Annotated in this window: 21 protein-coding genes, 3 tRNA genes and 2 pseudogenes; 12 read left to right on the forward strand and 14 right to left on the reverse strand. The window is 37.2% G+C overall.

Annotation, left to right across the window (positions count from 1 at the left end):
- Window positions 1-651: 651 nt before the first annotated feature.
- The 8 genes and pseudogenes from ACFIQE_RS06820 to ACFIQE_RS06855 form a co-directional block, all read right to left on the reverse strand.
- Window positions 652-1047 (reverse strand): type II toxin-antitoxin system HicB family antitoxin, encoded by a 396-nt coding sequence (locus tag ACFIQE_RS06820; protein WP_375707429.1) that lies wholly within the window; start codon window positions 1045-1047, stop codon window positions 652-654.
- Window positions 1044-1244, reverse strand: coding sequence for a type II toxin-antitoxin system HicA family toxin (locus tag ACFIQE_RS06825; protein WP_375612550.1), 201 nt, complete (start codon window positions 1242-1244; stop codon window positions 1044-1046). The genes ACFIQE_RS06820 and ACFIQE_RS06825 overlap by 4 nt, the downstream gene beginning before the upstream one ends.
- A 67-nt stretch (window positions 1245-1311) precedes the next feature.
- A pseudogene (locus ACFIQE_RS06830) lies at window positions 1312-1684 on the reverse strand (hypothetical protein).
- 468 nt (window positions 1685-2152) lie between these two features.
- A complete protein-coding gene (locus ACFIQE_RS06835) occupies window positions 2153-2299 on the reverse strand; it encodes a hypothetical protein (RefSeq protein WP_375707430.1) in 147 nt (48 codons plus the stop codon).
- Window positions 2300-2305: 6 nt separating this feature from the next.
- A complete protein-coding gene (locus tag ACFIQE_RS06840; RefSeq protein WP_375640991.1) occupies window positions 2306-2593 on the reverse strand; it encodes a hypothetical protein in 288 nt (95 codons plus the stop codon).
- 228 nt (window positions 2594-2821) lie between these two features.
- On the reverse strand, window positions 2822-3067 hold the full coding sequence (locus ACFIQE_RS06845) for a hypothetical protein (RefSeq protein WP_375640990.1): 246 nt from the start codon (window positions 3065-3067) through the stop codon (window positions 2822-2824).
- Between the two features lie 198 nt (window positions 3068-3265).
- Entirely contained in the window at window positions 3266-3493 is a 228-nt protein-coding gene (locus ACFIQE_RS06850; RefSeq protein ID WP_375707431.1) for a hypothetical protein, read from the reverse strand.
- A gap of 614 nt (window positions 3494-4107) precedes the next feature.
- A tRNA-Leu gene (locus ACFIQE_RS06855) sits at window positions 4108-4193 on the reverse strand.
- A 146-nt stretch (window positions 4194-4339) separates the two neighbouring features.
- Between ACFIQE_RS06855 and ilvA the strand changes: the two genes are divergently transcribed.
- The 3 genes from ilvA to ACFIQE_RS06870 all read left to right on the forward strand — a co-directional run bounded on the left by ilvA (window position 4340) and on the right by ACFIQE_RS06870 (window position 7850).
- Window positions 4340-5617, forward strand: coding sequence for a threonine ammonia-lyase IlvA (ilvA, locus tag ACFIQE_RS06860; RefSeq protein ID WP_375612449.1), 1278 nt, complete (start codon window positions 4340-4342; stop codon window positions 5615-5617).
- Window positions 5618-5652: 35 nt separating this feature from the next.
- Window positions 5653-6183 (forward strand): hypothetical protein, encoded by a 531-nt coding sequence (locus tag ACFIQE_RS06865; RefSeq protein WP_375621294.1) that lies wholly within the window; start codon window positions 5653-5655, stop codon window positions 6181-6183.
- A gap of 290 nt (window positions 6184-6473) precedes the next feature.
- Window positions 6474-7850: a DEAD/DEAH box helicase gene (locus ACFIQE_RS06870; protein ID WP_375621289.1), complete on the forward strand. Its 1377-nt coding sequence runs from the start codon at window positions 6474-6476 to the stop codon at window positions 7848-7850.
- A 1358-nt stretch (window positions 7851-9208) separates the two neighbouring features.
- Here ACFIQE_RS06870 and ACFIQE_RS06875 read toward each other — a convergent pair.
- Window positions 9209-9283 (reverse strand) — tRNA-Asn (locus ACFIQE_RS06875).
- Between the two features lie 200 nt (window positions 9284-9483).
- On the opposite strand from ACFIQE_RS06875, the gene ACFIQE_RS06880 reads away from it, so the two are divergent.
- The 6 genes and pseudogenes from ACFIQE_RS06880 (at window position 9484) to ACFIQE_RS06905 (ending at window position 17282) form a co-directional block, all read left to right on the forward strand.
- Window positions 9484-9557: transfer RNA gene (locus tag ACFIQE_RS06880), tRNA-Cys, on the forward strand.
- Between the two features lie 220 nt (window positions 9558-9777).
- Window positions 9778-10452: a protein-L-isoaspartate O-methyltransferase gene (locus ACFIQE_RS06885; RefSeq protein WP_375621446.1), complete on the forward strand. Its 675-nt coding sequence runs from the start codon at window positions 9778-9780 to the stop codon at window positions 10450-10452.
- 66 nt (window positions 10453-10518) lie between these two features.
- Window positions 10519-11811, forward strand: coding sequence for a TolC family outer membrane protein (locus tag ACFIQE_RS06890; RefSeq protein ID WP_375621445.1), 1293 nt, complete (start codon window positions 10519-10521; stop codon window positions 11809-11811).
- A 248-nt stretch (window positions 11812-12059) separates the two neighbouring features.
- Window positions 12060-12614 (forward strand): DUF2497 domain-containing protein, encoded by a 555-nt coding sequence (locus tag ACFIQE_RS06895; protein WP_375612445.1) that lies wholly within the window; start codon window positions 12060-12062, stop codon window positions 12612-12614.
- Window positions 12615-12763: 149 nt separating this feature from the next.
- Window positions 12764-15487, forward strand: coding sequence for a valine--tRNA ligase (locus ACFIQE_RS06900; RefSeq protein WP_375707432.1), 2724 nt, complete (start codon window positions 12764-12766; stop codon window positions 15485-15487).
- A 1041-nt stretch (window positions 15488-16528) separates the two neighbouring features.
- Window positions 16529-17282: pseudogene (locus ACFIQE_RS06905) on the forward strand (tetratricopeptide repeat protein).
- 138 nt (window positions 17283-17420) lie between these two features.
- Here ACFIQE_RS06905 and ACFIQE_RS06910 read toward each other — a convergent pair.
- The 5 genes from ACFIQE_RS06910 to xth all read right to left on the reverse strand — a co-directional run bounded on the left by ACFIQE_RS06910 (window position 17421) and on the right by xth (window position 21604).
- On the reverse strand, window positions 17421-18167 hold the full coding sequence (locus tag ACFIQE_RS06910) for an amino acid ABC transporter ATP-binding protein (RefSeq protein ID WP_273791447.1): 747 nt from the start codon (window positions 18165-18167) through the stop codon (window positions 17421-17423).
- An 11-nt stretch (window positions 18168-18178) separates the two neighbouring features.
- Window positions 18179-18895, reverse strand: coding sequence for an amino acid ABC transporter permease (locus ACFIQE_RS06915; protein ID WP_375621443.1), 717 nt, complete (start codon window positions 18893-18895; stop codon window positions 18179-18181).
- Between the two features lie 2 nt (window positions 18896-18897).
- Window positions 18898-19650, reverse strand: a complete 753-nt coding sequence (locus ACFIQE_RS06920) for an amino acid ABC transporter permease (protein ID WP_375612442.1) — start codon at window positions 19648-19650, stop codon at window positions 18898-18900.
- A gap of 141 nt (window positions 19651-19791) precedes the next feature.
- Window positions 19792-20697, reverse strand: a complete 906-nt coding sequence (locus ACFIQE_RS06925; protein ID WP_375621442.1) for a transporter substrate-binding domain-containing protein — start codon at window positions 20695-20697, stop codon at window positions 19792-19794.
- A 124-nt stretch (window positions 20698-20821) separates the two neighbouring features.
- A complete protein-coding gene (gene xth / locus ACFIQE_RS06930; RefSeq protein ID WP_375621441.1) occupies window positions 20822-21604 on the reverse strand; it encodes an exodeoxyribonuclease III in 783 nt (260 codons plus the stop codon).
- Between the two features lie 488 nt (window positions 21605-22092).
- On the opposite strand from xth, the gene rpsL reads away from it, so the two are divergent.
- The 3 genes from rpsL to fusA are packed head-to-tail and all read left to right on the forward strand — an operon-like array spanning window position 22093 to window position 25062.
- On the forward strand, window positions 22093-22464 hold the full coding sequence (gene rpsL / locus ACFIQE_RS06935; protein WP_005773262.1) for a 30S ribosomal protein S12: 372 nt from the start codon (window positions 22093-22095) through the stop codon (window positions 22462-22464).
- Between the two features lie 18 nt (window positions 22465-22482).
- Complete coding sequence (rpsG, locus tag ACFIQE_RS06940) at window positions 22483-22953, forward strand: 30S ribosomal protein S7 (RefSeq protein ID WP_015856589.1); 471 nt, start codon at window positions 22483-22485, stop codon at window positions 22951-22953.
- Between the two features lie 24 nt (window positions 22954-22977).
- A complete protein-coding gene (fusA, locus tag ACFIQE_RS06945) occupies window positions 22978-25062 on the forward strand; it encodes an elongation factor G (protein WP_375607436.1) in 2085 nt (694 codons plus the stop codon).
- The last annotated feature ends 138 nt before the right edge of the window (window positions 25063-25200 follow it).

The following is a 25200-nucleotide window of genomic DNA, read 5'->3' on the forward strand; positions in this document are numbered from 1 at the left end:
ACAAAAGGTTTAGCAGCATTTGCACGCTTGAGACGTGCGTAGACTTGATTGGAAACTTCAACAAATGGATTATTGGGTGTTGATGTTTCAAAACGAACAGTGCTTTTATTGTCGCCAACAACACACATTGGCTTATTGATGACAGCTTTCATCATTGCTCCTTTTGAGTCATAATTAATGACATAATTAGTCAAATATTGATTTTTATTCTGTGAAAAATTGATTAGCCAGAATTAGCAAGAAAACAGGGCTTTCTAGCCACGCTTCAAGTTCACATTTTGCTGAATTTTGGGGGATATTTTTGAATTTTAGACACAATACGACTAGTGCAGTATCGTCATTTAATACGACTTTTTACACCATGCCAACAAAAAAATCAATATTTTTTATTTTAAAATAGAATATATAAAATTTTCTAAAACATTTTAGATTTTATAAATTATTGTGAAATTATTATAGGAGGGAAAGGCAATGACAGGTCCAGAAATATTAGATGCCATGTATATAATATCAATGATAGTTATATCCCTCTTAACTATAGCGTTTTGTTTGCCTGCCGCCTTTTGATTTTCATTAATAGTTTGCGGATCATATGCAATTACACGCTTTTGTAAAAAAATCGAGAGTGAGAAATTTTTCCAGATTGATGAGCTAAATATTAAGCTCGTGACGGGCTGCTGTTGCCAAAAAAGCAGATCTTGTTAAACCTCTCTTTTGTGCACAATTATCAATTGCACGTAAAAGCCCTCGTTCAATTGATATGTTCGTACGTACCACTTCTGCATCATTTTCAATAAAGGGGACTTGTATTAAAAAAGCTCCTTCTGACAAAGCTTTTTTGACAGATTCCCGTTGTATGACTTCTTCAAATTTTGAAGGGATAGGCACTGTATCTATATCTTCACAATAAAGTTGAAGTGCTTCGGTTGCATTTATGATAAGGTTTTCTTCTTCATCAGCAGCAGAAAAAAGCCCCTCAAAATCAGGAAACTGAACACCAAAAGCAGATTCTTCATCTTTATGAACAAGAGCAAAAAATCTTTTCATTCTTCTTCTCCTTCTTTTAACCAGCCTGCTTGTTGTGCGATAGAACGTGCTGTACCAATCGGAAGATTTTTTTTAGGATGTGGAACGATAACAACCTTATCATCTTTTTTAAATTTATGATGAGAACCTTTCACTTTGATAAGTTCAAAGCCATCACGCTTTAATTTTGCAATGATTTTTCGGCTATCTTGTTCCATTACCTAAACTCATAATGTGTAAATATATACACATTTTAATGATTTTTCATCTGATGTCAATTCTTTTTTAATGGCTAAAATGCTTATGAAGCGCATTTAGAGCAATACGCAATATACTCTGAATAAAGTCAATATTTTTTATCTCTCTGTTGATCTCGTCTATAAGAGGTTCGTAATTGAGAATGCTTTTCGGAATATCACCACCGTAAACCCATGCTTTTACTTGCGCTTTGGTACTAAAATCCGCATTCTTAGGTGTTTTGTAATACTGATCACCATCAAACTTTTCACACTCTCTTGTACCGTCTTCGTATTCGTAGAGGTTGTAAAAATACTCCTCTGTCCCATCCCCCATGGGACATACCCACTGCCGTTGCAACAAACCTCTTTCGCATGGGTTGTTTACGGTTTTTTAAGAATAGATGTTTTAAAATGAACATGCTTTAATCCTAATTTTACAAATTTGTCTATTTGCCTCAAATTTGACCGTACAGAGCGTTTTATATGATAGGTTTTTTATCATAAAATCTTTAAATCACTCTGTACGGTGCCATTTTGTCGATTTAAATGCACATCCAATCAAAAAACGATTAGAAATTTTCACTAGTTTGCTAACCTGCAATGTTTTTCACTTGCTTTTCAACCAACGTGAGTGGTCTTGAATTCTCTCTCATTGCCTTTTCTTTCAGCCTTTTTTCACGGGTGTTCAAAACAGCCTAGTGTACAAGATTGGTTTTTGTCAAAAGACTATTTTCCAAATCACGACATAATTTTACTAACTCACGAGTGCTTGGAAAAACGTATCCGATAAACCTTCTACCTCATCGCATAAAATCCGTTTAACCGTTTTTATGAGTGACTACGCAGAAACACTTTCCAAAACCATTCCATAGGTAAGCACCATATCTTCATGATCTGTCTGTTGCGAAATTTTTAAACCACACCGAAAGCATCCGAATTGCCTTGGCTATGTCCTCTTTACTCACTTTTATTGAAAACAATTCGTGAAGTTGATCATAAGCATCTAAGGCAATCGCTTCCTGCTGTTGTGTCAATGCTTGCTACTTTTCAAAACTAAAGGAAACTCCAGAGCTATCATCTCGTGAATGTGTTTCAAAGTGACCTCGAGGCCTGATATCAAGGATGCTGTCTGAGATGCGTTCACCAACGTTTTTTTGCCTTTGAGAGTGATTTCCATAGTTTTTTCCGTTCTCTAAATCCTCGATAACTTTTTGCACCCAGTTGCGCCACGTTGCTTTCCAATCCGTTTTGCGTGCATCTTTGCCTGTTCTAGCTTTCCAATAATCTCGAAATTTTGCCATTTCGGCTTTGACACGCTCTGGAGGCAATCCCTCTTCGATTGCGAAATCATAAACAGGTTCGAAATCATCAGGGGTACGACAGCCACTGTCATTTCTAACCCGTTTAGCTTTTTTCGTAATGTTCTCTTGCTCGTGAATGGAAGGTTGGTTTTCTACACCCGTTTCAATTTGCTCTGATATGGTCTCAACAGCAGCAACCTATGTTGGTTCGTCAACCTGTTCGTTTGTTTCTAAATTTTCAGAAGCAGTTTTTTGCTAAAATGATAGTTTTAGTTTATATATATTCTTATTCTGGTTCTTTATAGCTTGATTTTGCTTAGCGTTTGCTTCAGCAAAATCATTAAAATGTTTTTTATAGCGTTTTTTATTGTACACCTTTTTTCCAGCCTCACTATGAATTTGCGATATGTGCACTTTTTTATCAGTAAAATCTTTTAGCTCTTCTTCAATGCGCGTATTCGACAAACCATTATCTTTCTCAAGAAGTTTATCATTCTTCATGAGATATTCGACAATAGTTGCAAACTTTTTTGCGAGCAATTGCAAGCGCGGGCAAGCATTTCAAAATCTGTTTTAATTGGTGCTTTTTTGTCATATATGCGAATGAAAAGCGTTATATAAATGCCCCTTTGTTCTCATGTCATTCCATCTATCTCACTGTTCCAGTCATTCAAAAGGAATCTTATCCATGGCATTGCATTAGACATGCGCATTCCCTTCTTTAACTAAATATAAAATTGCTAAAGCATTTGCTTCGTTGTCATCTTTTGGATTGTATTCTTTTGCACACACTGTCTTAATCATCTCTTCTTGTGAGACATTGACTTTATCTGTTGTGATCTTCATTTTTGTAAGCCATTGCTGAAAACTCAAATAGCGCCTACTATCGCCTTTAAAACGAAAAAATTCAAAATTGACAAGTGCCACTTGTTATACTGCTGTCTACACGAGAAATCGCCCAGCCTGTCTTAGATCTAGATCAAGGCAGAGAACGGTTTGTGTATTGATGATCATCTTCCCCCATGAAGGCTGTTGCGTATTTATATATGCGCTATGACAGAGCGTGTTGTGATTGCCTGTCTTGAAAAAATGGTCGTGAGAAAGTACTTGAAACTACTTTTGGGCCAATTTTTTACTGCCATTCGAGGAAAAATAATCTTAGAAGCAGTTGATTTTCGAATTAACTCTTCTTGTTTTTGAATCACATCTTTTTGTGCACGTATTATTTCAGCTTCTTTATCTATTATTTTGTCTTTTGCATCTATCTCTTTTCTGAGCTTTTGCGTCGTTTTACAAGAGTCATGAAGAGTATAAGCCAATCCCAAATTAGCAATATTGATTGCCTCTCCATCCTATAAAGACGAGGAGGAGGTCAAAGTGCTAAAAAGGTACCTCAAAAAGCAGCAATGATTCGTATTTTAGTACCACCGCGGTGCCGTCTTATAGCGTTATAATAAAGTTACGAAAGGTGGTTTAGAAGGTGCTTTAATTTTTTTTGATTTTTAATAAATCATTGGAAAATAAGAGAGATTAAGATAATCTGGTGCGGACGGCGGGACTTGAACCCGCAAGGTCTTCGACCGGCAGATTTTAAGTCTGCTATGTTTACCGTTTTCATCACGTCCGCGATGTGAGTTCTCTCATAAGCTATATCTTTTATTGAATCAAGAATTAATGACAAAAGAAACATTTTTCATTTTTTAGTGAAATTTTGACTGACAATAGTTTCCGTTATCGATAGAAAAAGCTTTTATAATGTAAATAAAGTATGAAATGATTAGTGTTATGAGTCAATTTATTCAAGACGTCACAAAAGCTATGGTGGGATTGCATCACGTGTTTGCTGAAACACCACTTCAAAGAAATGATTTTCTTAGTCAAAAGTATGATGCAGAAATTTATTTAAAGCGTGAAGATTTAACACCGGTGCGGTCTTATAAGATTCGTGGTGCTTTCAATTTTGTTTCAGAAATGCTTAGCTGTATATCACCAGATTCTGCATTTGTTTGTGCTTCAGCGGGGAATCACGCGCAAGGGGTTTCTTTTGTTTGTCGTTATTTTAAACGTAAAGGCGTGATTTTCATGCCTATGACAACGCCACAACAAAAAATTGAAAAAACACGTATTTTTGGTAAAGAATTCATTGATATTCGTTTGGTTGGTGAAACATTTGATCAATGTTATGAAGCAGCGCAATCCTTTGTCGTAGAGAGCGGTGGTGTAATGGCTCCACCTTTCGATGATATTCGCATTATTACAGGGCAGGCAACAGTGCTTTGTGAAGCAGCTTTACAATGGAAAAAACTCAATGGAGAAAGTGAGCCAGATTTGATGATTGTGCCGGTAGGGGGGGGTGGTTTGGCAAGTGGAGTGAGCAAGTTTTTACATGAATATGGTTGGAAAACAAAGCTTCGTTTTGTTGAGCCGCAAAGAGCTGCAAGTTTGCTTGCTTGTTTGGAGAGTGGAAAACGCGTCAAGCTTGAAAGCATTGACACTTTTGTAGATGGTGCTGCTGTGGCTGAAATTGGTGCTCTAAACTATACAATTCTAAAGCAATTTCCCCCTGATTCTGTCATTACGGTTCCTGAAAACCGCGTTTGTTCTACGATGGTTGAAATGCTTAATGTTGAAGGTGTGGTTCTGGAACCGGCTGGTGCTTTATCGATTGATGCGCTTAACAGTATTCCTCCTCAAGAGTTAAAGGGGAAAAAAATTCTTCTCGTTATTTCAGGAGGTAATTTTGATTTTGAGCGTTTGCCAGAAATTAAAGAGCGTTCTTTACGTTTCCAAGGGTTGAGAAAATATTTTATTTTTAGTTTTCCGCAACATCCTGGTGCATTGCGTCATTTTCTTTCCACATTATCACCAGATGATGATATCGTACGTTTTGAATATCTTAAAAAGTCAGCGAGAAACTTTGGTTCTGTATTGGTTGCGATTGAAACAAAAAAATACGGTAATTTTTGTCTTTTAGAGGAAAAATTTCAAGCGTTAGGTTGGCGTTATCGTGATATTACTGATGATCAAACGTTATTTGATTTTGTTATTTGAGAAACTGAAATTTTACTAAAACAAGAAGTATAATGATGAAACCTATTTTTCATTCGGTGCTGAGTCTATTTTTCTTTTTGATTGTTAATCAACAGAGTTTAGCATCTCAGCCAACAGTAGTACAAAAAGATGAACTTTCAAGAGTCGTTGTTGATGTCAATAATGCTATAAAAAATGGGGATTTTATGCCTATTTCTCGTTATATGCCTGAGCGGCTTTATAAAGAGATGGCACATCGATTGAATACAACAGAGAGTGCTTTACGTAGTGATTTTCTTCAACAGTTGCATAAGAAATTTGAGGGGGTGCCTTCTGGTGCTTATTATTTAGATAAAGAAAATATAGAGTATTTACAAACTGATAACGGTACTTTGTATGCTTTAATTCCAACAGTTCTTGAGATGAAAGATCGCATCATTCAATATAAAACTTTGGCGATTTTTGATAAAAACCAATGGTATTTAATTTATGGCGGTCAAAAAACTTTACAAAATCCAGTTTTTCTCGAGATTTATCCTGATTTTATCAAGGTACATTTACCGATGGACACAATCATCAAAAAGTAAACGATCTAAATATTGTTTTTATTCATGATAAATGTATTTCGTAAAGTTCTTGCTTTTTTATCATAATCCAAAGATAATAGAGATGAAGGCATTTAGGCTGGTTTGTTGGCTTTTTGTAAAGTGAAGTTTATACGCCTTTATCTTGATTTCAAGGTGTTCATAAGTTGCGCAAGCCGCTTTTTAGGCGTTGCTTCATTTAAAATGTCAGGGATTTCTCTTGCGCGGATTCTTGAGTGGAGAGTTCAGATGGTTACTTCTTTTGAGTTCTTCAGCTAAGGAAAGATTTTATTTTGCCTATAAAAGAAGAAAATGTTTTTACAAAGTTAGGTTTACCTACTCTTTTGATTAAAAATTTACTCATTGCTGGGATGAGTAAACCTAAACCTATACAAGAACAAGCTATTCCAGTGATGTTGAAAGGACACGATATTTTAGGTGTTGCTCAGACAGGCTCTGGAAAAACCTTGGCATTTGGTTTACCTATTTTAAGTCAGATTTTGGCTTTGGGTGATAAACGCTGTCCTAAAACTGCACGCGCTTTGATTTTAGCTCCAACGCGTGAACTTGCTGTTCAGATTGATGAAACGATCCGTACTGTGGCGAAAGGAGCACATCTTTCAACATGTCTTATTTTTGGGGGCGTATCACGTTTAAAACAAATTAAACGTATGGAAGCAGGTGTGGATGTTTTGATAGCGACTCCAGGGCGTTTGAGAGATCTTGTTCGTGAAAAGTGTGTTGATCTTTCCCAATCTCGTTTTTTGATTTTGGATGAAGCAGATCGTATGTTGGATATGGGGTTTATTCATGATGTTAAGCAAATTGCAAAGCTTTTGCATCAAGAGCGTCAGACAGCACTCTTTTCTGCAACAATGCCGAGGGAAATTGCTGTGCTTGCAAAATGTTTACTCAATGATCCGGTTAAAATTGAAGTTGTTCCTCAAGGTACTACGGCTGTAGAGATTTGCCAAAAATTATATTGTGTTCCTACGAATGAAAAAAAGAATGTTTTAAGTAAACTTTTGACAAATCCAGCTTTTGATTCGGTTATTGTTTTTACTCGAACTAAACATGGGGCAGATGCTGTCACGCGTAGTTTAGAAAAGATAGGATATTTAGTCGCAACAATTCATGGAAATAAATCACAAGGTGCTCGCCAGTCTGCTTTAAAAGCTTTTCGTGAAAGATCTGTGCAGATCCTAGTGGCAACAGATATTGCTGCACGCGGTATTGATATACCAGGGATAAGCCACGTTATTAATTACGACTTACCAGATGAAGCTGAAAGTTATGTACATCGTATTGGTCGTACAGGACGGAATGGCGCATCTGGTGTAGCACTTACGCTTTTTGATGAGAAGATAGAAAGGTCCCGCTTGCGTGCTATTGAGCGCTTGATTCGTATGAAATTGGTGGCTGAGGCTGTTCCAGAACAATTTGCAGCGTTTCCAGAAAAGCCAATTGTGCGAGAAAGTAAAGAAAACGATAAGGAACGCCGTTTTAAAAAATCTAAACGTCAAAAACAGTTTTTAGGTCGAAAAGATGATACCGCACAGTTGCAGCGGAAGAATTCTTCACCTCAAAATGAGAGGCATAAAAAAGCAAAAACAGTAGTAAAGCGTGCAAAGCCTCTTCGTTTTCGAAAATCAGTTAAGAGGGCTGCTTAGATAAAGTCTTGAAAAAAGATCATGTACTGGAGATTTTTTACTTTTGTTGATTTATTCTCAATTGAAAAGAGCTATAAAATATTCTTGTCAAAGTAAGAAGATCCTTTAGAGGTTTTCATTTTTTAGAAATGAAAACTTCTAACTTTTTGGATTTATTAAAAATCTTTATTGTAGAGGAAATTATTTATTTGCTTTATTCCTATTTTTTTTAATGGGAATAAAAGTAGATTTTATTTATATAAAACTATTTTTATAAAGGATGTGTTTTATCTTTAATGATAACTTTTAATTTTAAAAATTGATGTCTAATAATAACTCATTGTTTTATAATTTAATAATTCATTATATCGTATTTTTTTCATTTTTAAGTTATTTATGCGGATCAATCAAAAGTATTCGCTTGCACGTTATGTGTGAAGTTGTGATATAGATAATCATTTGAAAAATAAATAAAATAATTTTTATAAACTCTTTCCAAGGCAATGGGGGATTGCTGAGATTGAGAGTTGGAAAATAGTACGATGATATGGCTTTTATTATAAATAAAGATGGGGCTGATCAATCGATTTCATTTTATACCATTTACGGGAGTCATTGTGAAAGAGGCTTGGGGGATTTAAGAGATATCTCTTTAAAAAAGCGTGTGACTGCATAATACAATAGCGAGAATGTCATGATTTCTGAAGGCTTTCTCAGGATTCTCAACAATTTAGCTCGTTATCTTTGTTTTTACTGTAAAACACTATTAGTTTGGGAGGATATAAAGCCTATAAAACTTTATGCATTAAATTTTTTATGACAGTGTGATGAATATCCAAGGCAAGGTTGTTTGTAAAGCGTTGAAGTGGTTAGCAGGAGGAACAACCTGTTAGATAAGACGTCGGAGTGTTTACAGACTTGTTTTATGTTTTTTGCTTTTAGGATGGGGAGGAGGTTATGTGGGGTGTATGGAGGTAATATATGACCTTGATTGTTGTTTCTTTCATTTTTCAAAATGATTGCTTCATGAGTAGGTTTTTAAGTTTAATTCCTTTATTGAGTACAAATCATTCTTTCTTTGGAAAAAAATATATGAGACCGTTTCATTGCTGATGGAGCTTAATAATTCATCTCTGATGAAAGAAATCGTAATTTATAATGTGCAAATAATTGCAGTGTCCTCTTATAAAGGCGCGGTAGTTTGAAAAAAGTATTTAAAATGAATCAATAGCTTTTTGCGTTCATTGCAAAAAATACATCCGGTAGGATATTGTGTTTCTACTTTATTGCAAAAATCCTATTCCATTACTTTTATTAACGAATCCCTCATGTCTAAAAACTTTAGAAAAAACAATAAATTACGTAGAATAAAAGAAAAGTGGCTCCCCGGGCCGGATTCGAACCAGCGACCAACCGGTTAACAGCCGGTTGCTCTACCGCTGAGCTACCGGGGAACGGTGCCCAATCATTTAATTGAAAAGGCTATAGCTTGAAAAGGCTATAGCAAAGCAATACTGATTTGCAAAGGATAAAATTACTTTTTTTAAAAAAATATGATAAATTGTGTAATAAGAGGAAAAAAGGCGAGAGAATATTTCTACACCTTGACGGATGCGTTGCCTTCCCTTATTGAAACCTTTATGTTTGTTGACGAGGCCTCGTGGCGGAATGGTTACGCAGAGGACTGCAAATCCTTGTATCCCGGTTCGATTCCGGGCGAGGCCTCCAGCCGATTTTAAACGAAACGGCTTTTAAGGGAGATGAGGTATAGGAAAATAGATTATTTCCCTCTATTCTTGTGAAGACACTTTTGTATGAGAGATTATACAGTTAAAATCTAATTGTTGACTGTAGTATCCTTTTTTGTAACGCCCATAGTTTAAGAGATCTTTATCCCTTATTGTCGCTGTTTTGTTTGTTTTTTGTAGGTTAGGAGAAAATATTCGTTATGGTTGCAGATTTTGCTGAGCTTCGTCGCAAAATGGTTGACAATCAAATTCGTACAGTCGATGTAACGGATTTATCAGTTCTTGAAGCCTTTTTAACGGTGTCTCGTGAAGATTTTGTATCGGAAGATATGAAAGTGTTAAGTTATCTTGATACCGATATTGTTCTATGTCCAGAGCAAGATGGGGTTCCTGCACGCTATTTGATGAAACCTGCATCTCTAGCGAAATTACTACAGCTTGCCGCTTTAAAATCATCAGATGTTGTTTTAGATATTGGTGCAAATAGTGGTTATTGTGCAGCGTTGCTTGCAAAACTTGCAGGGTCTGTGATTGCGCTGGAAAGTGATAAATCTCTCTTTGAACGTGCTCTTGAAGCTTTAGAACGGAATCAATGTGATAATGTGGTTGTCGTTCATGGTCCATTAGAGAAAGGATATGCCGTTGAGGGACCTTATGACGTGATTTTCATTGAGGGATCTGTTGATTTTATTCCTCAAGGTATCTTTGATCAAATGAAAGACTGTGGACGTCTTGTTGTGGTTGAAGGGCATGGAAATGCTGCTGTTGCACAAATCTATATAAAAGAAGATGGGATCATCTCGGCTCGTCGTGCTTTTAACCTCGCTGTAAAGCCTCTTCCTTGTTTTTTCAAAACACCTGGTTTTGTGTTTTAGTGCTTGTTTGTTTTGTGAATAAAAGATAATTTTGTAATTTATTTGGGGTTTGTTATTGTGTGTATTATGTTTAGAGTAAACAAGAAGTTTCAGGCGTGTTTATTGCTGGTGTTGAGTGTTTTACTATCAGAGGCTGTTTGTGCTGAAACATTGATGGATGCCTTTTCTAAGGCTTATAAATATAATGCTAAGTTGAATAGTGAACGTGCAGCTGTGCGTATATCCAGTGATGATGTTGTCATTGCGCGATCGGGGCTATTGCCACAGGTTGAGGGGGTTGGGAACTATGGGCGCAATAAGTCTTTTACAGGTCCTTATGTCACTTCTGGATCTATAGGAGTGAGATTAAATCAAAGATTATTTGATGGTTTTATCACGCAAAATATCTTTTCTTCAGCTCAAGTTAAGTTGCAGGCCCAGCGTGAATATCTTCGTAATGTTGAACAAAATACGTTTCTGGAGGCGGTGACCGCTTATGCTAATGTCTATCACGCACGTCGTGTTGCCGATCTTCGGAGAGAAAATTTGGCAGCTCTTGAGGAACAAGTTCGTTCTAATAAAGCAAAATTTGATGTGGGTGAAGGAGGGCATGTTGATCTTGCTCAAGCTCAAGCTGCACGTTCCGTGGCGGTTTCAGAGCTGAGTCTTGCTCGTTCTGATGTAAAAGCAGCAGAGGCAGTGTATCGACAAGTTATTGGTTCTGATCCTGAAAAGTTAAAACGCCCACCTCTAGCCAAAGATTTTCCCGTCAACCTTGATATGGCTTACCAAATGAGCGTTGTGATGCATCCAGCAATCCTTTATGCTAAATATTTAGTTGATGCGAGTGCTTATAATGTAAAGGCGAAAGAAGGGGCATTGCTCCCTAAAGTTGATTTTTCTGCAACAGCATCTTATAATCGAATCTACAGCGGGGTTGGAGAAGATGGCGTTTCTAAATCTGTAGGATTGTCAGTAAGTGTCCCAATCTTTGAAGGAGGGCGTACATCTGCGCAAATTCGCCAATCAAGGGAACAGCTTGGACAGGCGCAGCTTCAACTCGATTTGGCGCATAGTAATACGAGGCAAGCACTGACTTCTGCTTGGTTTCAGTTGGAGGGCGCACGCTCATCTGTTGTTGCTTACCGTGAAAGTGTTCGTGCTGCTGAAATTGCTCTGAAAGGTCGTGTTCAAGAAAATCGCGTAGGGCAAGCAACGACGCTGGATGTTTTAAATTCTCGTACTCTATTGATTAATGCTCAGATTGCGCTTGCAATGGCAGAGCGTAATGCTGTTGTGGCGAGCTATAGTGTTCAGTCTTCTATTGGTAAATTGACTGCGAGTTATTTAGGTTTAAAAACAATTAAATATATCCGATAATGTATAAAAGTATCTCTTTAATCTTAAATTATTTTAGTTTTTAAAAGATTAGTAAATCAACAGTTGAATATGTTGAAAGATATTGCGGCGAGATATTATTTTTATAAGTGTAGAAAACTGTGTGTAGCGCCCTCTTTATGACAAGCATATTTGAAAATATCGTAGGAGGCATGTTGATCTTATAATTCTTTTGCATACACTGAAAATATGATTCTATTTGTTGTTGCGTCTTTGAGAGGTTGTAAAGTATGGTACAGAGTTCAAGCGTGTTACGTGAGCCAAGTATGGATGAAATTTTAACATCTATTCGTGAAATAATCGAAGAAAATGCGGTTCAATCTGATCACTTTTTAAATGAAGATGTTGCAGTGAATGCTTCAGAAGTGGCATCCGAGGGTATTTATGATACAACCTTATCGGTTGATGATGCTATGAAAGCTTTAGCTGATCGTATTGGTCTTTCTTCTGAAAATCAAGGAGGGAAGATAACGCAAGAGAAAGAGGATATAGAGGCAGAAAATAATACAGTTGGTATGGATATGCAAAAGATGAAGCTTTCTTCTGAAGAACGGAATTCTGTTTATAAAGCAAAAGAATATGAAGATGAGATAAGGAAATCACAGTCAGACGCTGGAAGGGATGGTCATGTGGAATTGTCTGCATATTGTATTTCTTCTGCAGAAAAGATTGCAAAGGATGTGTTGCGTCCGGCTATAGCGGAATGGTTACAGTCTAAATTGCCTATTTTGCTGGAAGATATTTTGCGTGAAGAGATTGTGAAGGCGATTAAAAAATCGTCTTAATTATTTTTTACATTATTTTTATGTTTTTCATTTTATGGGGATTTTGTTTGCGATTTTGCGAGCTCTCTAGTGAATGGCTGAGATTCACGAGATTCTGATCAGGTTTTGATCATATATTGTGTTTTTCAGCGGCGTTATGGATGGATAGAATGTTAGAAAAAAACTATGATGCTGCCTCTATAGAGCAACGGGTTGCAAAGAGATGGGAGACTCGTGGGGCTTTTAAAGCGGGAGCTGGTTCTAAAAGCGGTGCAGAACCTTTTTGCGTTATGCTTCCTCCTCCTAATGTTACGGGCTCACTTCATATGGGGCATGCGCTCAATACGACAATTCAAGATATAATAGTTAGATTTCAGCGGATGCGTGGCAAAAATGTGTTGTGGCAGCCTGGTATGGATCATGCTGGGATTGCTACGCAAATGGTTGTGGAACGTCAACTTGCAGAACGTCAAGAGCCAACGCGTCAAGAAATGGGGAGAGAAAAGTTTATTGAGCGTATTTGGGAATGGCGTTATGAAACTGGAGGCGTTATTGCAAACCAGTTGCGTCGCCTTGGGGTTTCATGTGATTGGTCGCGTGAGCGGTTTACAATGGATGAGGGGTTGTCGCAGGCGGTTCGTGAAGTCTTTGTCACGCTTTATAAGCAAGGGTTGATATATAGGGATAAGCGCCTCGTCAATTGGGATCCTAAATTGTTGACAGCTATTTCAGATCTTGAAGTTGAGCAAAAAGAAGTTCAAGGACATTTGTGGCATTTTAGATATCCACTTGAAGGTAAAATTTTTGATCCAAATGATGCTACAACTTATATAACAGTGGCGACAACACGACCAGAAACAATGCTTGGTGATACAGGAATTGCTGTTAATCCTGAAGATGAGCGTTATAAAAATCTTATCGGTAAAAATGCTCTTTTGCCGCTTGTTGGTCGTAGGTTATTAATTGTTGGTGATAGCCATGCTGATCCTGAGGCTGGAAGTGGTGCTGTAAAAATCACACCGGCTCATGACTTTAATGACTTTGAAGTAGGACAGCGTAATCATTTACGCTTGATTAATATTTTTACTCAGAAAGCCGAGATTTTTCTTCGTGAAAATGAAGCATTTTTCGATGGTTTGATTTTATCAGATGAATTAAAAATGTTAGTAGAAAATCTCGATAAATCTGATCGTTTTGTTGCTCGCCAGAAGATTGTTTCTTTGATGGAAGAACAGGGATATTTAGCTTCTGTCGATGATCATACCCATATGGTTCCTCATGGAGATCGCAGTGGTGTCCCTATTGAGCCTTTTTTGACAGATCAATGGTATGTTCATGCTGCTGAATTAGCAAAGCCAGCGATAGAGGCTGTTCAACAAGGCAAAACGCAGTTCGTTCCAGATAACTGGAAAAAGACGTACTTCAATTGGATGGAAAATATTCAACCTTGGTGCATTTCTCGCCAATTATGGTGGGGACATCAGATTCCTGCTTGGTATGGTCCTGATGGAACGGTTTTTGTTGAAAAAAGTGAAAAAGAGGCTTTAGATTCAGCTTTTGCTCATTATGGTGAGGTTGTTGAATTAATCCGTGATCCGGATGTTTTAGATACTTGGTTTTCATCAGCTCTTTGGCCTTTTTCAACATTAGGATGGCCAAATAAAACGACTGAATTATCTACTTTTTACCCAACATCTGTATCTGTGACAGGATTTGATATTATTTTTTTCTGGGTTGCTCGTATGATGATGATGGGACTTCACTTTATGGGTGACGTTCCTTTCCCAACGGTTTATGTGCATGCTCTTGTACGGGATCAAAAGGGTGCAAAGATGTCAAAATCAAAGGGAAATATTATTGATCCCTTAGAGCTTATTGATCAATATAGTGCTGATGCACTTCGGTTTACTTTAGCTATTATGGCAGCACAAGGTCGTGATGTAAAACTTGATGTTTCCCGTATTGCTGGTTATCGTAATTTTGCTACGAAATTGTGGAATGCTACCCGATTTGCACAGATGAATGGTGTGAAGCATGATCCAGCTTTTAAACCAGAACAAGCAAAATTGGCGCTTAATCGTTGGATTTTAACAGAGTTATCTAAAACAATTTCAGCAGTTACGACTGGTATTGAACACTATAAATTTAATGAGTCTGCTGCCACTCTTTACCGTTTCATTTGGAATACATTATGTGATTGGTATTTGGAGCTTCTCAAACCTATTTTTCAGGGGGAAAATGAAGATGCTAAAAATGAGGCTCAAGCTTGTACTGCTTGGGTTTTAGATGAAGTTTATAAACTTCTTCATCCTTTTATGCCTTATATGACGGAAGAGTTGTGGTCTCTTACAGAAACGCAAGCCATCAAGCGTGAGGATATGCTCGCATTGACAAAATGGCCAGAGGAAACATTGATAGATGAAGAAGCTGCTGATGATATTAATTGGCTTATTGATGTCGTCACAGGGATTCGGTCTGTACGTTTTGAAATGAATATTCCAGTGGCTACACAAGCACCTCTTGTTGTTGTCGAAGGAGGGGAAGTAACGCGAGAGCGTATGAAGCGTTATGATGCACTTCTTAAAAAATTAGCGCGTATTGAAGTTATTGATTTCTCTGATAAAGTTCCGGAAGTATCAGCACAAATGATTTTGGGAGAGGCTGTTTTTTGTTTACCATTAGGACAGTTGATTGATTTGGAGGCTGAACGTGTTCGTTTGAGGAAGGATGTCAGTAAAATTGAACAAGATATTGAAAAAATATCGCTTAAGTTAAACAACCCCCAATTTATAGCAAATGCAAAAGCAGAAATTGTTGAGCGTGAGCGGAATAGGGTTGTAGAACTGCGTGCAGCGCAGAAAAAAATATTTGTTGCTTTAGAGCGGTTAGATTGATTTCAACTTTTTATTTTTTTGATAGATAATTGCATACCAGTAGGGCTAGTATAGATCTTCTTTAAAAGGAAACTTTTTCTTTTGTTAGTTTTTCATGAACGATCATAAAATCTCTACTGAAATCCATTGTTTTATGTTTATCATTAAAGAGACATCTTTTAAGGCATTCAAGCTTATTCCACGACGTAGATCATGAATGGTATAACGGTAAATCCATTGAGCTTCCCTTCTTTATGCTTGTGAAGTAACAAGCGCTGGGAGCACCATTCTGTCCAATATCCGGACAACCCTTAGCTCAAACCGTTCGTAAGAGGCATTTTTAGTTCTTTCTTACACAGAGTTTTTATCCACATAGCTCTCTCTACTTGTAATGTGCAAGCGGATGGTTTTGATTGATTTAACATGGAACAAGTTTGGAATGAGAGAATCTTACGATATTCGAGGTCCTCATTCAACATGCAAAATGGTAAAGTATCATTAAAATCAATATCTTGTTTTATTTCTGTAAAATATCATCATTTAGAGTAGCAATATAAGGCATGTAAAATTACATATGTGGTATTTTTTGTATGTAGTGGTGAGTATTCTGAGGTAAAACTTGTGTGTAAAGTGTGAAGTAACCCCATGTGAAATGATGTTAGGTGCAATCCGTTAAACAAAAAGCTGTATTGTTTATAGATTGACGGAGGCAAAAAAACTTCATCTTTAAGGTGGTAAGGCAGTCGTGAAGTTATAAGTTAACTATCATCATTATATTTATCCATCTTTCGTATTGTTTTTTATACTCAAACGTTTACCATTCATCATGTATTCTCTTCGTTCTCAAGTTGCTGTTTAATGCACGTTATTCTATTGAACGATTTTTGCTCATACGTATAAAATTTTAAGATCGATAAATCCTATTGGATGGTTTTTATCTATTTGTTTTTTCTTTTAAAATTTTTACTTTAAAATTGCGTATGCTTCTTACTAAGAAAAAGAGTTTAAATATCTACAAAGAAATTTGTAACAGATATAATCATTAAAATTGAGGTAGGGGGAATGGTTAATAGGTTTCAGATATGGAAAAAGTCACGATTGTTGTGATTTTAGAGGGATTCTTTTCGACTGTTTATGTAATAGATGTCAATAGCTTGCAAGAAGCGAATGATGGTTCGTTTTATTTTTTAAAACGTGGCATGTCTGTTTATAAAAATGGGCATATAACTCAGGCTATTGCAGCATTACGTTGTGCTGCTAAGAGAGGCTATATTGGTGCGAATTGGAAACTTGGCTCTATCTATGCAAACGGTGATGGTGTCCCTAAAAATGATTATAAGGCATATAATTTTTTTGCATATATTGTTGAAAAAGGTGCTGATCTTGGTTCAGAGGATGAAAGTTATGTTTCTGATGCATTGATTAAACTTGCCGGATATATAAAAAAAGGTATTCCTCAATCACCTGTGAAACCTGATCCTTCTTATGCTTCTCATCTTTATATGCAGGCTGCGGTAAACTATGGAAATCCTAAAGCTCAGTATCATTTAGGAAAAATATTTTTAAAGGGAGGGGGAAGGGAGAAAAATCCTTTACAAGCAGCACGATGGTTTCAACTTTCAGCAAAAAAAGAAAATCCTTCTGCCCAAGCAATGCTTGGAAATATACTGCTTAAAGAAGGAAAAATTGTCCGTGGGGCAGCAATGTTAACTGCTGCCTATATAAAAGCTAACGTAAAAGACGAAAATTGGATTCACCTTTGCAAGAAGAGGCTTTTGCTCTTTGTAATGAATCTGAGAGACGTACAGCAATTTAACTGATTGCTGAGATTTTAAAGAATAACAGTTTTTAAACATCTGATTGTAATATTTTTACATTCTCTCATCTTATATTAAACTCTGTTTTCTTGTATACAAGTTCATAGTAAAGATAGGTTTTTTTGATAATCTAACGGCTAATGACTTAGGATTTTAGACAAAAATTCTTGCGTTCTCGGTTTTCTTGCTTGCGGATCAGAAAAGAACTCTTTAGATGAGCAGTCTTCAAGAATTGTTCCTTGATCTATGAAAATAACACGCTCCGATACTTTTTGTGCAAATCCCATTTCATGGGTTACACAAATCATCGTCATACCTTCTTCTGCTAAGCTAATCATGACATCGAGTACTTCACCTACCATTTCAGGATCTAGAGCAGATGTTGGTTCATCAAAAAGCATGACAAGTGGATCCATAGTTAAGGCACGTGCAATAGCAACACGTTGTTGTTGCCCTCCAGAAAGTTGACCTGGATATTTATCTTTGTGTTCAATGAGTCCAACGCGTTCAAGATATAACAATCCACGTTCAAGTGCTTCTTTTTTGCTTCGTTTTAGGACTTTGATTTGTGCAATTGTCAAATTTTCTGTGACAGATAAATGGGGGAAAAGCTCGAAGTGTTGAAACACCATTCCTACCTGACTTCGCAATTTAGGCAGATTCGTTTTTTTTGAATGAACTGGTATTCCATTAATCCAAATTTCACCTTTTTGAAAAGGGACGAGAGCGTTAATAGTTTTAATGAGTGTTGACTTTCCTGAGCCTGATGGACCACAAACGACAACGACTTCTCCTTTATTAATGTTAGTTGTACAGTTTTTAAGGACTTTAATTTCGCCATACCAATTAGAAACATTTTTTATTTCGATCATATGAGTAGACATTTTTTTTCCTGTTAGCGAATAATGGATACTTTTTTTTGTAAATACAAAACTATTTGTGACAGTGTAAAACAGATAACAAAATAGAAAATAGCTGCTAAGATATAAGCTTCTTGCTTTACACCAAAATTATTAGCAGCAATATCAAAACCATTCAAAAGGCTATGACCACTGATGGCATAAACAAGGGTTGTATCCTGAAAAAGGATAATAACTTGTGTTAAAAAGACTGGAAGCATATCTCTAAAGGCTTGAGGAAGAATGACAATGTACATACTTTGCCAATATGTCATTCCAAGAGCTTGTCCTGCATATTTTTGTCCTTGCGGAACTGAATTGATTCCAGCACGCATAATCTCAGCAAAATAAGCCGTTTCAAATGCGGTAAAGGTAATGAGTGCTGATTTATTTGCACCAATGGATATACCAGTTAAAAAAGGCAGAAGCACGAAAAACCATAAGATAACCATCACAAGTGGTATTGAACGCATAGCTGTTATGTAACTGATTGCAAACCAAGAAAGAAGTTTTATGGAAGAAAGGCGCATCATTGCTAAAAGTGTGCCGAAAACAAACCCCAATACCGTTGCAAAAAGAGTTAGAAAAACGCTAAAGAGTAAACCTGATAAAATGTAAGAACGAAATACATCAAAGGTAAAAAAGGAAAAATCAAAGTCGGAAAAATTGAAAGGAAAATAAAGTCCAAACTGAGAGCTTATGAAATTCATCATATTCAATTTCCCTTTGTTTGAAAATTAGGAATTTTGAGTATTTGTTCAATGACTGTCATCACAATGAATACGAATAAGGCTATTAGAATATAAAGGATCGTAACAAGCAAATAATTTTCGTAAACATGGCTTACTTCTTCAATTGTTTGGTATTGAAATTGCATGAGCTCATTTATTGAAACGGCGAATGCTATAGATGAATTTTTCACAATCCCCATTGCTTCTGAAGTAAGAGGTGGCATAATTGCACGTATAGCACGTGGTAGTATAATATAGCGATAACTTTGATAAGTTGTAAATCCCATTGCCATAGCAGCATAGCGTTGTCCAGAAGGAATCGCTTCAATGCCTGAACGAACCTGTTCAGCAATGCGTGCAGATGTAAAGAATCCCAATGCGCATGTTATTAAGAGAATGGGGGAAAATTTCATCGCTGGTGGATAAATCTTCGGAACAACAAAATACCACAAAAACACTTGTACAAGGAGGGGAATATTACGCATAATCTCTACCCAAATAGTACCGATAGTGCGAAATATATAATTGATTATGGATGTTTTGGGTAAAGTGCGCATTGTTCCTATAATAACACCACACAATACAGCTAATATAAGTGAAGTGATAGATAATATAATTGTATTTTTTAAGCCATCGAGAAGTGTATCTAAATAGGTATGGCTTACGCCGGGAGTTCCCAAGCATCCTGTTACCAATGTTTGAGTAAGGTCATCTCTACAAAGGAAAGAAAAGTCCATTAATTGATATTCCCTCAAATTAGTCATTCACAAATAGGACAATAAACCACGCGCATCTACATAGTCCAGATTTATTAAAAAGTGAATTAAAATATAAACCACACTCAATTTCAAAAGAGTGTGGTTCTTCTTTATTAAACTCTATAAATCTTTTTCTGCGTAGCTTTCTCGAGGCTTATTATTTGGGTGATCCCAAGCATATCTTGTTTGTTTTGATAAGGGAAGGTTCATAACAGTGTTAGCAGGTGGGATCGGTTTCATAAACCACTTATTATAAAGCTTTTCCAGTGATTCATCTTTAATCTGACGTACGATACTATCGTTGATTGTTTGTTCAAATTTTTTGTCATTTAATCTGAGCATACAGGCAATAGGTTCGACTGAAAGTACAGTATCAAGAATGACATAATCAGATGGATTCTTTGATTTAGCAATATGTCCAGCAAGAATTGAAGCGTCCATGACAAAAGCATCTGCCTTACCAGATTCTAATAATAAAAAACTATCTCCGTGATCTTTCCCCTTTAAAACTTTAAACTGAATGTTTTTTGCACGTTTATTTTTACGAATAAGTTGAACAGATGTTGTACCGGTGGTCGTTGCAACTGTTTTTCCATTTAAATCCTCAAGAGATTTAATGTTAGAGTTTTTCTTTACAGCAATCCGAACCTCTTCAATGTATGTCGTATAAGCAAATGCTGCTTCTTTACTGCGGGCAATATCATGTGTTGTTGAGCCGCACTCAAAATCATAGGTTTTATTTTTTAAGAGAGGAATTCTATTTTGAGAAGTGATGGGAAGATAATGAATTTTAATTGGTTTACCAATTTTTTTTGAGATATCATCAATGATCCGTTCTGCCATTTCTGTATGAAAACCTACATATTTATTATTACCAAGGGCGTAGGCTAAACCAGATGATTCACGGACACCTAAAGTAATTTCCCCTGTTCGTTTTATTTTTTCAAGAGTATCATGTTCAGCATGCGCGAAACTTGAGAATCCAATGGCCGTTGCTGCAATAAGCATTAATAATGATTTCTTCATTTATGTCCTCCATTCATTTATTTTTATTTTATTTGCTTAAGATATACTGTTTATATGCTGTAGCATAGTTATTATTTTTGAGTGGAATTTTTTTGTTGTCTCATGAAATGAGGATTTTACTTTCTTAATTGATATTAAGGTGAATCCAAACAGGAACGTGGTCGGATGGTTTTTGATATCCCCTTACTTCTGTTTGGCTATGAGCGCAAATTAATTGATCAACAGCTTCTGGTGATAATAATAAATGATCAATGCGAATTCCATTATTCTTAGGCCAGGCACCTGCCTGAAAATCCCAAAAACTGAAGGAGGGAGTATCGGTGACATTCCGGATAGCATCATAAAAACCTAAATGAAGAATACGTTGGAATGCTTTTCTTGTTTCTCGAAGAAATAAGGCATCTTGATACCATTCTTGAGGTTTTTTTGCATCTAATGGAGTGGGGATGACATTATAATCACCTGCTAGAATAAGAGGTTCTTCATACGCAAGCAATGATTTTGCATGTGTATATAATCTTTCCATCCATTCTATCTTATAGGAATATTTTTCACTCTCAATAGGATTCCCATTTGGCAAATAGAGAGATGCAACACGAACAACACCTTTGTTTGTTGAATAAACAGCTTCAATGTAACGTGTTTGTTTATCATTATCATTGCCTGGTAATCGACGGATCACTTCATCTGGTGTTTTTTTAGAGAGAATCGCAACGCCATTAAAACTTTTTTGTCCGTGTGTTTCTATATGGTAACCTAAATTTTCAATTGTATCGCGTGGAAAATTTTCATCAATACTTTTAATTTCCTGTAAACAGACGATGTCCGGTTGGCTTTGCTGCAGCCATTGACATAATGTTTCATGTCGCGCTTTTATTCCAGCAATATTCCACGTTGCTATTTTCATGGTGCTCATCATTAGATATCAAATATGCAATTCAATTTACTGCTATGTTTTACTACAGTCACATCGCTGTTTTTTTGTTTATAGGGGATATTACTATGGTAAATTAATTTATCAAGAGTAGCGGTAAAAGCAAATTTAAAGCTTTAAAATTTAATTTATTTTCATTTTTAAAAACTTTCTGCTGTTTAGTTCTTGACGAATGTACGTGTTCTCGCTATTAGAAATGAACATAACCGATGTGGATGTAATCAGGTGTTTTGGATATGAGCCGGAAAATTATTCACAGGTGTTAAGAAGATTAAAAGCAAATGCTAGTGCAAAAGGCTATTGCCTTCTCTGCTTGTGGTCGGGTAAACTGTTTTGTACAGGTATGCCCGATTTTGTGTGTAGACTTAGATATCTGCTTCGATTTTGTTGGGGTGGATAGAAATGAAAATAGAAAAGCCCGATTGGGTGAGACGAATGTAGATCGAAAAGAGGAAGGTTGCATGCCTACCGTAAACCAGTTGATTCGCAAGCCGCGTGTGGCGCCAGTTAAACGTAATAAGGTTCCTGCTCTGCAGTCGAATCCTCAGAAGCGTGGTGTTTGTACGCGTGTTTATACAACAACACCGAAGAAACCTAATTCTGCTCTTCGTAAAGTTGCTAAAATTCGCTTGACGAATGGATTTGAGGTGATTGGTTATATTCCTGGAGAGGGACATAATCTTCAAGAGCACTCTGTTGTAATGATTCGTGGTGGTCGTGTGAAAGATTTGCCAGGAGTTCGTTATCACATTATTCGTGGTTTGCTTGATACGCAGGGTGTCAAGAATCGTAAACAGCGTCGTTCAAAGTATGGCGCGAAGCGTCCAAAATAATATTGAGAGACAAAGCCAATGTCCCGTCGTCATAGAGCAGAAAAGCGTGAGATTAATCCAGATCCAAAATTTGGTGATTTGGTTATTATGAAATTTATGAATGCCATTATGTTTGATGGTAAAAAATCAGTTGCAGAGCGTATTGTTTATGGTGCGCTCGATTCTGTAGAAAAAAGAGTAAAAACAGATCCTGTGGCTCTATTTCATCGAGCTTTAGAGAATGTTGCTCCTCACATTGAGGTTCGTTCACGCCGTGTTGGTGGCGCTACTTATCAAGTTCCGATTGATGTTCGTCCTGATCGTCGTCAGGCTCTTGCTATTCGTTGGTTGATTGCGGCGGCACGTGGTCGAAATGAAACGACGATGATTGAGCGTTTATCTGGTGAATTGATGGATGCGGCTAATAATCGTGGTTCTGCCGTGAAAAAGCGTGAAGATGTTCATCGTATGGCTGAAGCTAATCGTGCTTTTTCTCACTATCGCTGGTAGAAGTTTTAAACTAAGGCAAATATAATGGCTCGCGAATATAAAATTGAAGATTATCGTAATTTTGGTATTATGGCGCATATTGATGCTGGTAAGACTACGATGACTGAACGTATTCTGTTCTATACCGGTAAGAATCATAAAATTGGCGAGACCCATGATGGTGCTTCTACAATGGATTGGATGGAGCAGGAGCAGGAGCGTGGTATTACGATTACGTCTGCTGCGACAACAACATTTTGGGAAGGGCAAGACGGTCGGAAGCGTCGCTTTAATATTATTGATACGCCAGGGCACGTTGATTTTACGATTGAAGTTGAGCGCTCTTTGCGTGTTCTTGATGGTGCAATAGCCTTGTTGGATGCAAATGCTGGTGTGGAGCCTCAGACGGAAACTGTTTGGCGGCAAGCTGAGAAGTATCGCGTGCCTCGTATGGTTTTTGTTAATAAAATGGACAAAATAGGAGCTGACTTTTATCGTAGTGTGGAGATGGTTGGTTCTCGGTTAGGTGCTAAAGCGCTTGTTTTGCAGTTGCCGATTGGTGCTGAAAATGACTTTGAAGGTGTTGTTGATCTTGTAGAAATGAAGGCTTTAAAGTGGGATGGTTCTATTGGTGCCTCGGCAGTGATAAGTGAAATTCCCTCTGATTTAAAGGAGAAAGCTGAAGAATATCGCGAGAAATTGATTGAGATGGCTGTGGAGGTTGATGAAGCTGCGACAGAGGCTTATTTGGAAGGTGTTATGCCAACCAACGAGCAGCTTGTTTCTCTCATTCGTAGGGGGACAGTAGAAGTTCAGTTTCATCCGGTTCTTTGTGGTACGGCTTTTAAAAACAAGGGGGTGCAGCCACTTTTGGATGCTGTTGTTTCCTATCTTCCTTCTCCAATTGATATTCCGGCGATTAAGGGTATTGATGTAAAGACTGAGGCTGAGACGACACGCGAATCTTCTGATGATGCTCCGTTATCTATGCTTGCTTTTAAAATTATGAATGATCCTTTTGTTGGTTCATTGACGTTCTGTCGTATTTACTCAGGTAAAGTTCAGAAAGGTATTTCTCTTGAGAATACTGTGAAAAAGAAAAAAGAGCGTTTGGGGCGTATGCTTCAAATGCATTCAAATTCTCGTGAGGATATTGAAGAAGCATTTGCTGGTGATATTGTTGCTCTTGCAGGACTTAAGGAGACGACAACAGGGGATACTCTTTGTGATCCTTTGAAGCCTGTTATTTTGGAGAGGATGGAATTTCCAGAGCCTGTTATTGAGATTGCAATTGAACCGAAGACAAAAGCAGATCAAGAAAAAATGGGTATTGCTCTTAACCGTCTAGCCGCCGAAGATCCTTCATTTCGTGTTAAATCGGATGAGGAATCTGGTCAGACTATTATAGCTGGAATGGGTGAGCTTCATCTTGATATTATTGTTGATCGTATGCGGCGTGAGTTTAAGGTTGAAGCAAATGTTGGGCAGCCTCAAGTTGCTTATCGTGAGTCAATTACTAAAATGGCGGAAATTGATTATACGCATAAGAAACAATCGGGTGGTGCAGGTCAATTTGCTCGTGTGAAAATTGTTTTTGAGCCTCATGATGGTGATGACTTTATTTTTGAGTCAAAGATTGTTGGTGGTGCTGTTCCTAAAGAATATATTCCCGGTGTCCAAAAAGGGATTGAGAGTGTTATGGGGTCAGGTCCTCTTGCGGGCTTTCCTATGCTTGGTGTAAAAGCGACTCTCATTGATGGTGGCTATCACGATGTTGATTCTTCGGTTTTGGCTTTTGAGATTGCTGCTCGTGCGGCTTTTCGTGATGGGGCAAAAAAGGCTGGTGCACAGCTTCTTGAACCGATCATGAAGGTGGAAGTTGTTACACCAGATGATTATGTTGGTGATGTTATTGGTGATCTCAATTCTCGTCGGGGACAGATTTCAGGAACTGAAGCGCGCGGCATTGCAACGGTTGTGAATGCAATGGTTCCTTTGGCAAATATGTTTGGTTATGTGAATACTCTTCGCTCTATGAGTCAGGGGCGTGCGCAGTATACAATGCAGTTTGATCATTACGAGCCTGTGCCTTCAGCTGTTGCTTTGGAGATTCAAAAGAAATACGCGTAATTTCAGGTTGGTAATTAATTTTTAACTTAGTCCTTAGCTTGGACGGAAAATGGAGAGCTCAAATGGCGAAGAGCAAGTTTGAACGAACAAAACCGCATGTTAATATTGGTACGATTGGTCACGTTGATCATGGGAAGA

Source organism: Bartonella sp. AA1HLJMS, from assembly GCF_042197445.1.
Classification (GTDB): Bacteria; Pseudomonadota; Alphaproteobacteria; order Rhizobiales; family Rhizobiaceae; genus Bartonella.

Excerpts from the sequence above, each read along its gene's own strand:
- ACFIQE_RS06820 (WP_375707429.1), bottom strand. The coding sequence starts at position 1,047 with ATGAAAAGATTTTTTGCTCTTGTTCATAAAGATGAAGAATCTGCTTTT.
- ACFIQE_RS06825 (WP_375612550.1), bottom strand. The coding sequence starts at position 1,244 with ATGGAACAAGATAGCCGAAAAATCATTGCAAAATTAAAGCGTGATGGC.
- ACFIQE_RS06845 (WP_375640990.1), bottom strand. The coding sequence starts at position 3,067 with ATGAAGAATGATAAACTTCTTGAGAAAGATAATGGTTTGTCGAATACG.
- ilvA (WP_375612449.1), top strand. The coding sequence starts at position 4,340 with ATGATTAGTGTTATGAGTCAATTTATTCAAGACGTCACAAAAGCTATG.
- ACFIQE_RS06865 (WP_375621294.1), top strand. The coding sequence starts at position 5,653 with ATGAAACCTATTTTTCATTCGGTGCTGAGTCTATTTTTCTTTTTGATT.
- ACFIQE_RS06885 (WP_375621446.1), top strand. The coding sequence starts at position 9,778 with ATGGTTGCAGATTTTGCTGAGCTTCGTCGCAAAATGGTTGACAATCAA.
- ACFIQE_RS06890 (WP_375621445.1), top strand. The coding sequence starts at position 10,519 with ATGTTTAGAGTAAACAAGAAGTTTCAGGCGTGTTTATTGCTGGTGTTG.
- ACFIQE_RS06895 (WP_375612445.1), top strand. The coding sequence starts at position 12,060 with ATGGTACAGAGTTCAAGCGTGTTACGTGAGCCAAGTATGGATGAAATT.
- ACFIQE_RS06900 (WP_375707432.1), top strand. The coding sequence starts at position 12,764 with ATGTTAGAAAAAAACTATGATGCTGCCTCTATAGAGCAACGGGTTGCA.
- ACFIQE_RS06910 (WP_273791447.1), bottom strand. The coding sequence starts at position 18,167 with ATGTCTACTCATATGATCGAAATAAAAAATGTTTCTAATTGGTATGGC.
- ACFIQE_RS06915 (WP_375621443.1), bottom strand. The coding sequence starts at position 18,895 with ATGATGAATTTCATAAGCTCTCAGTTTGGACTTTATTTTCCTTTCAAT.
- ACFIQE_RS06920 (WP_375612442.1), bottom strand. The coding sequence starts at position 19,650 with ATGGACTTTTCTTTCCTTTGTAGAGATGACCTTACTCAAACATTGGTA.
- ACFIQE_RS06925 (WP_375621442.1), bottom strand. The coding sequence starts at position 20,697 with ATGAAGAAATCATTATTAATGCTTATTGCAGCAACGGCCATTGGATTC.
- xth (WP_375621441.1), bottom strand. The coding sequence starts at position 21,604 with ATGAAAATAGCAACGTGGAATATTGCTGGAATAAAAGCGCGACATGAA.
- rpsL (WP_005773262.1), top strand. The coding sequence starts at position 22,093 with ATGCCTACCGTAAACCAGTTGATTCGCAAGCCGCGTGTGGCGCCAGTT.
- rpsG (WP_015856589.1), top strand. The coding sequence starts at position 22,483 with ATGTCCCGTCGTCATAGAGCAGAAAAGCGTGAGATTAATCCAGATCCA.
- fusA (WP_375607436.1), top strand. The coding sequence starts at position 22,978 with ATGGCTCGCGAATATAAAATTGAAGATTATCGTAATTTTGGTATTATG.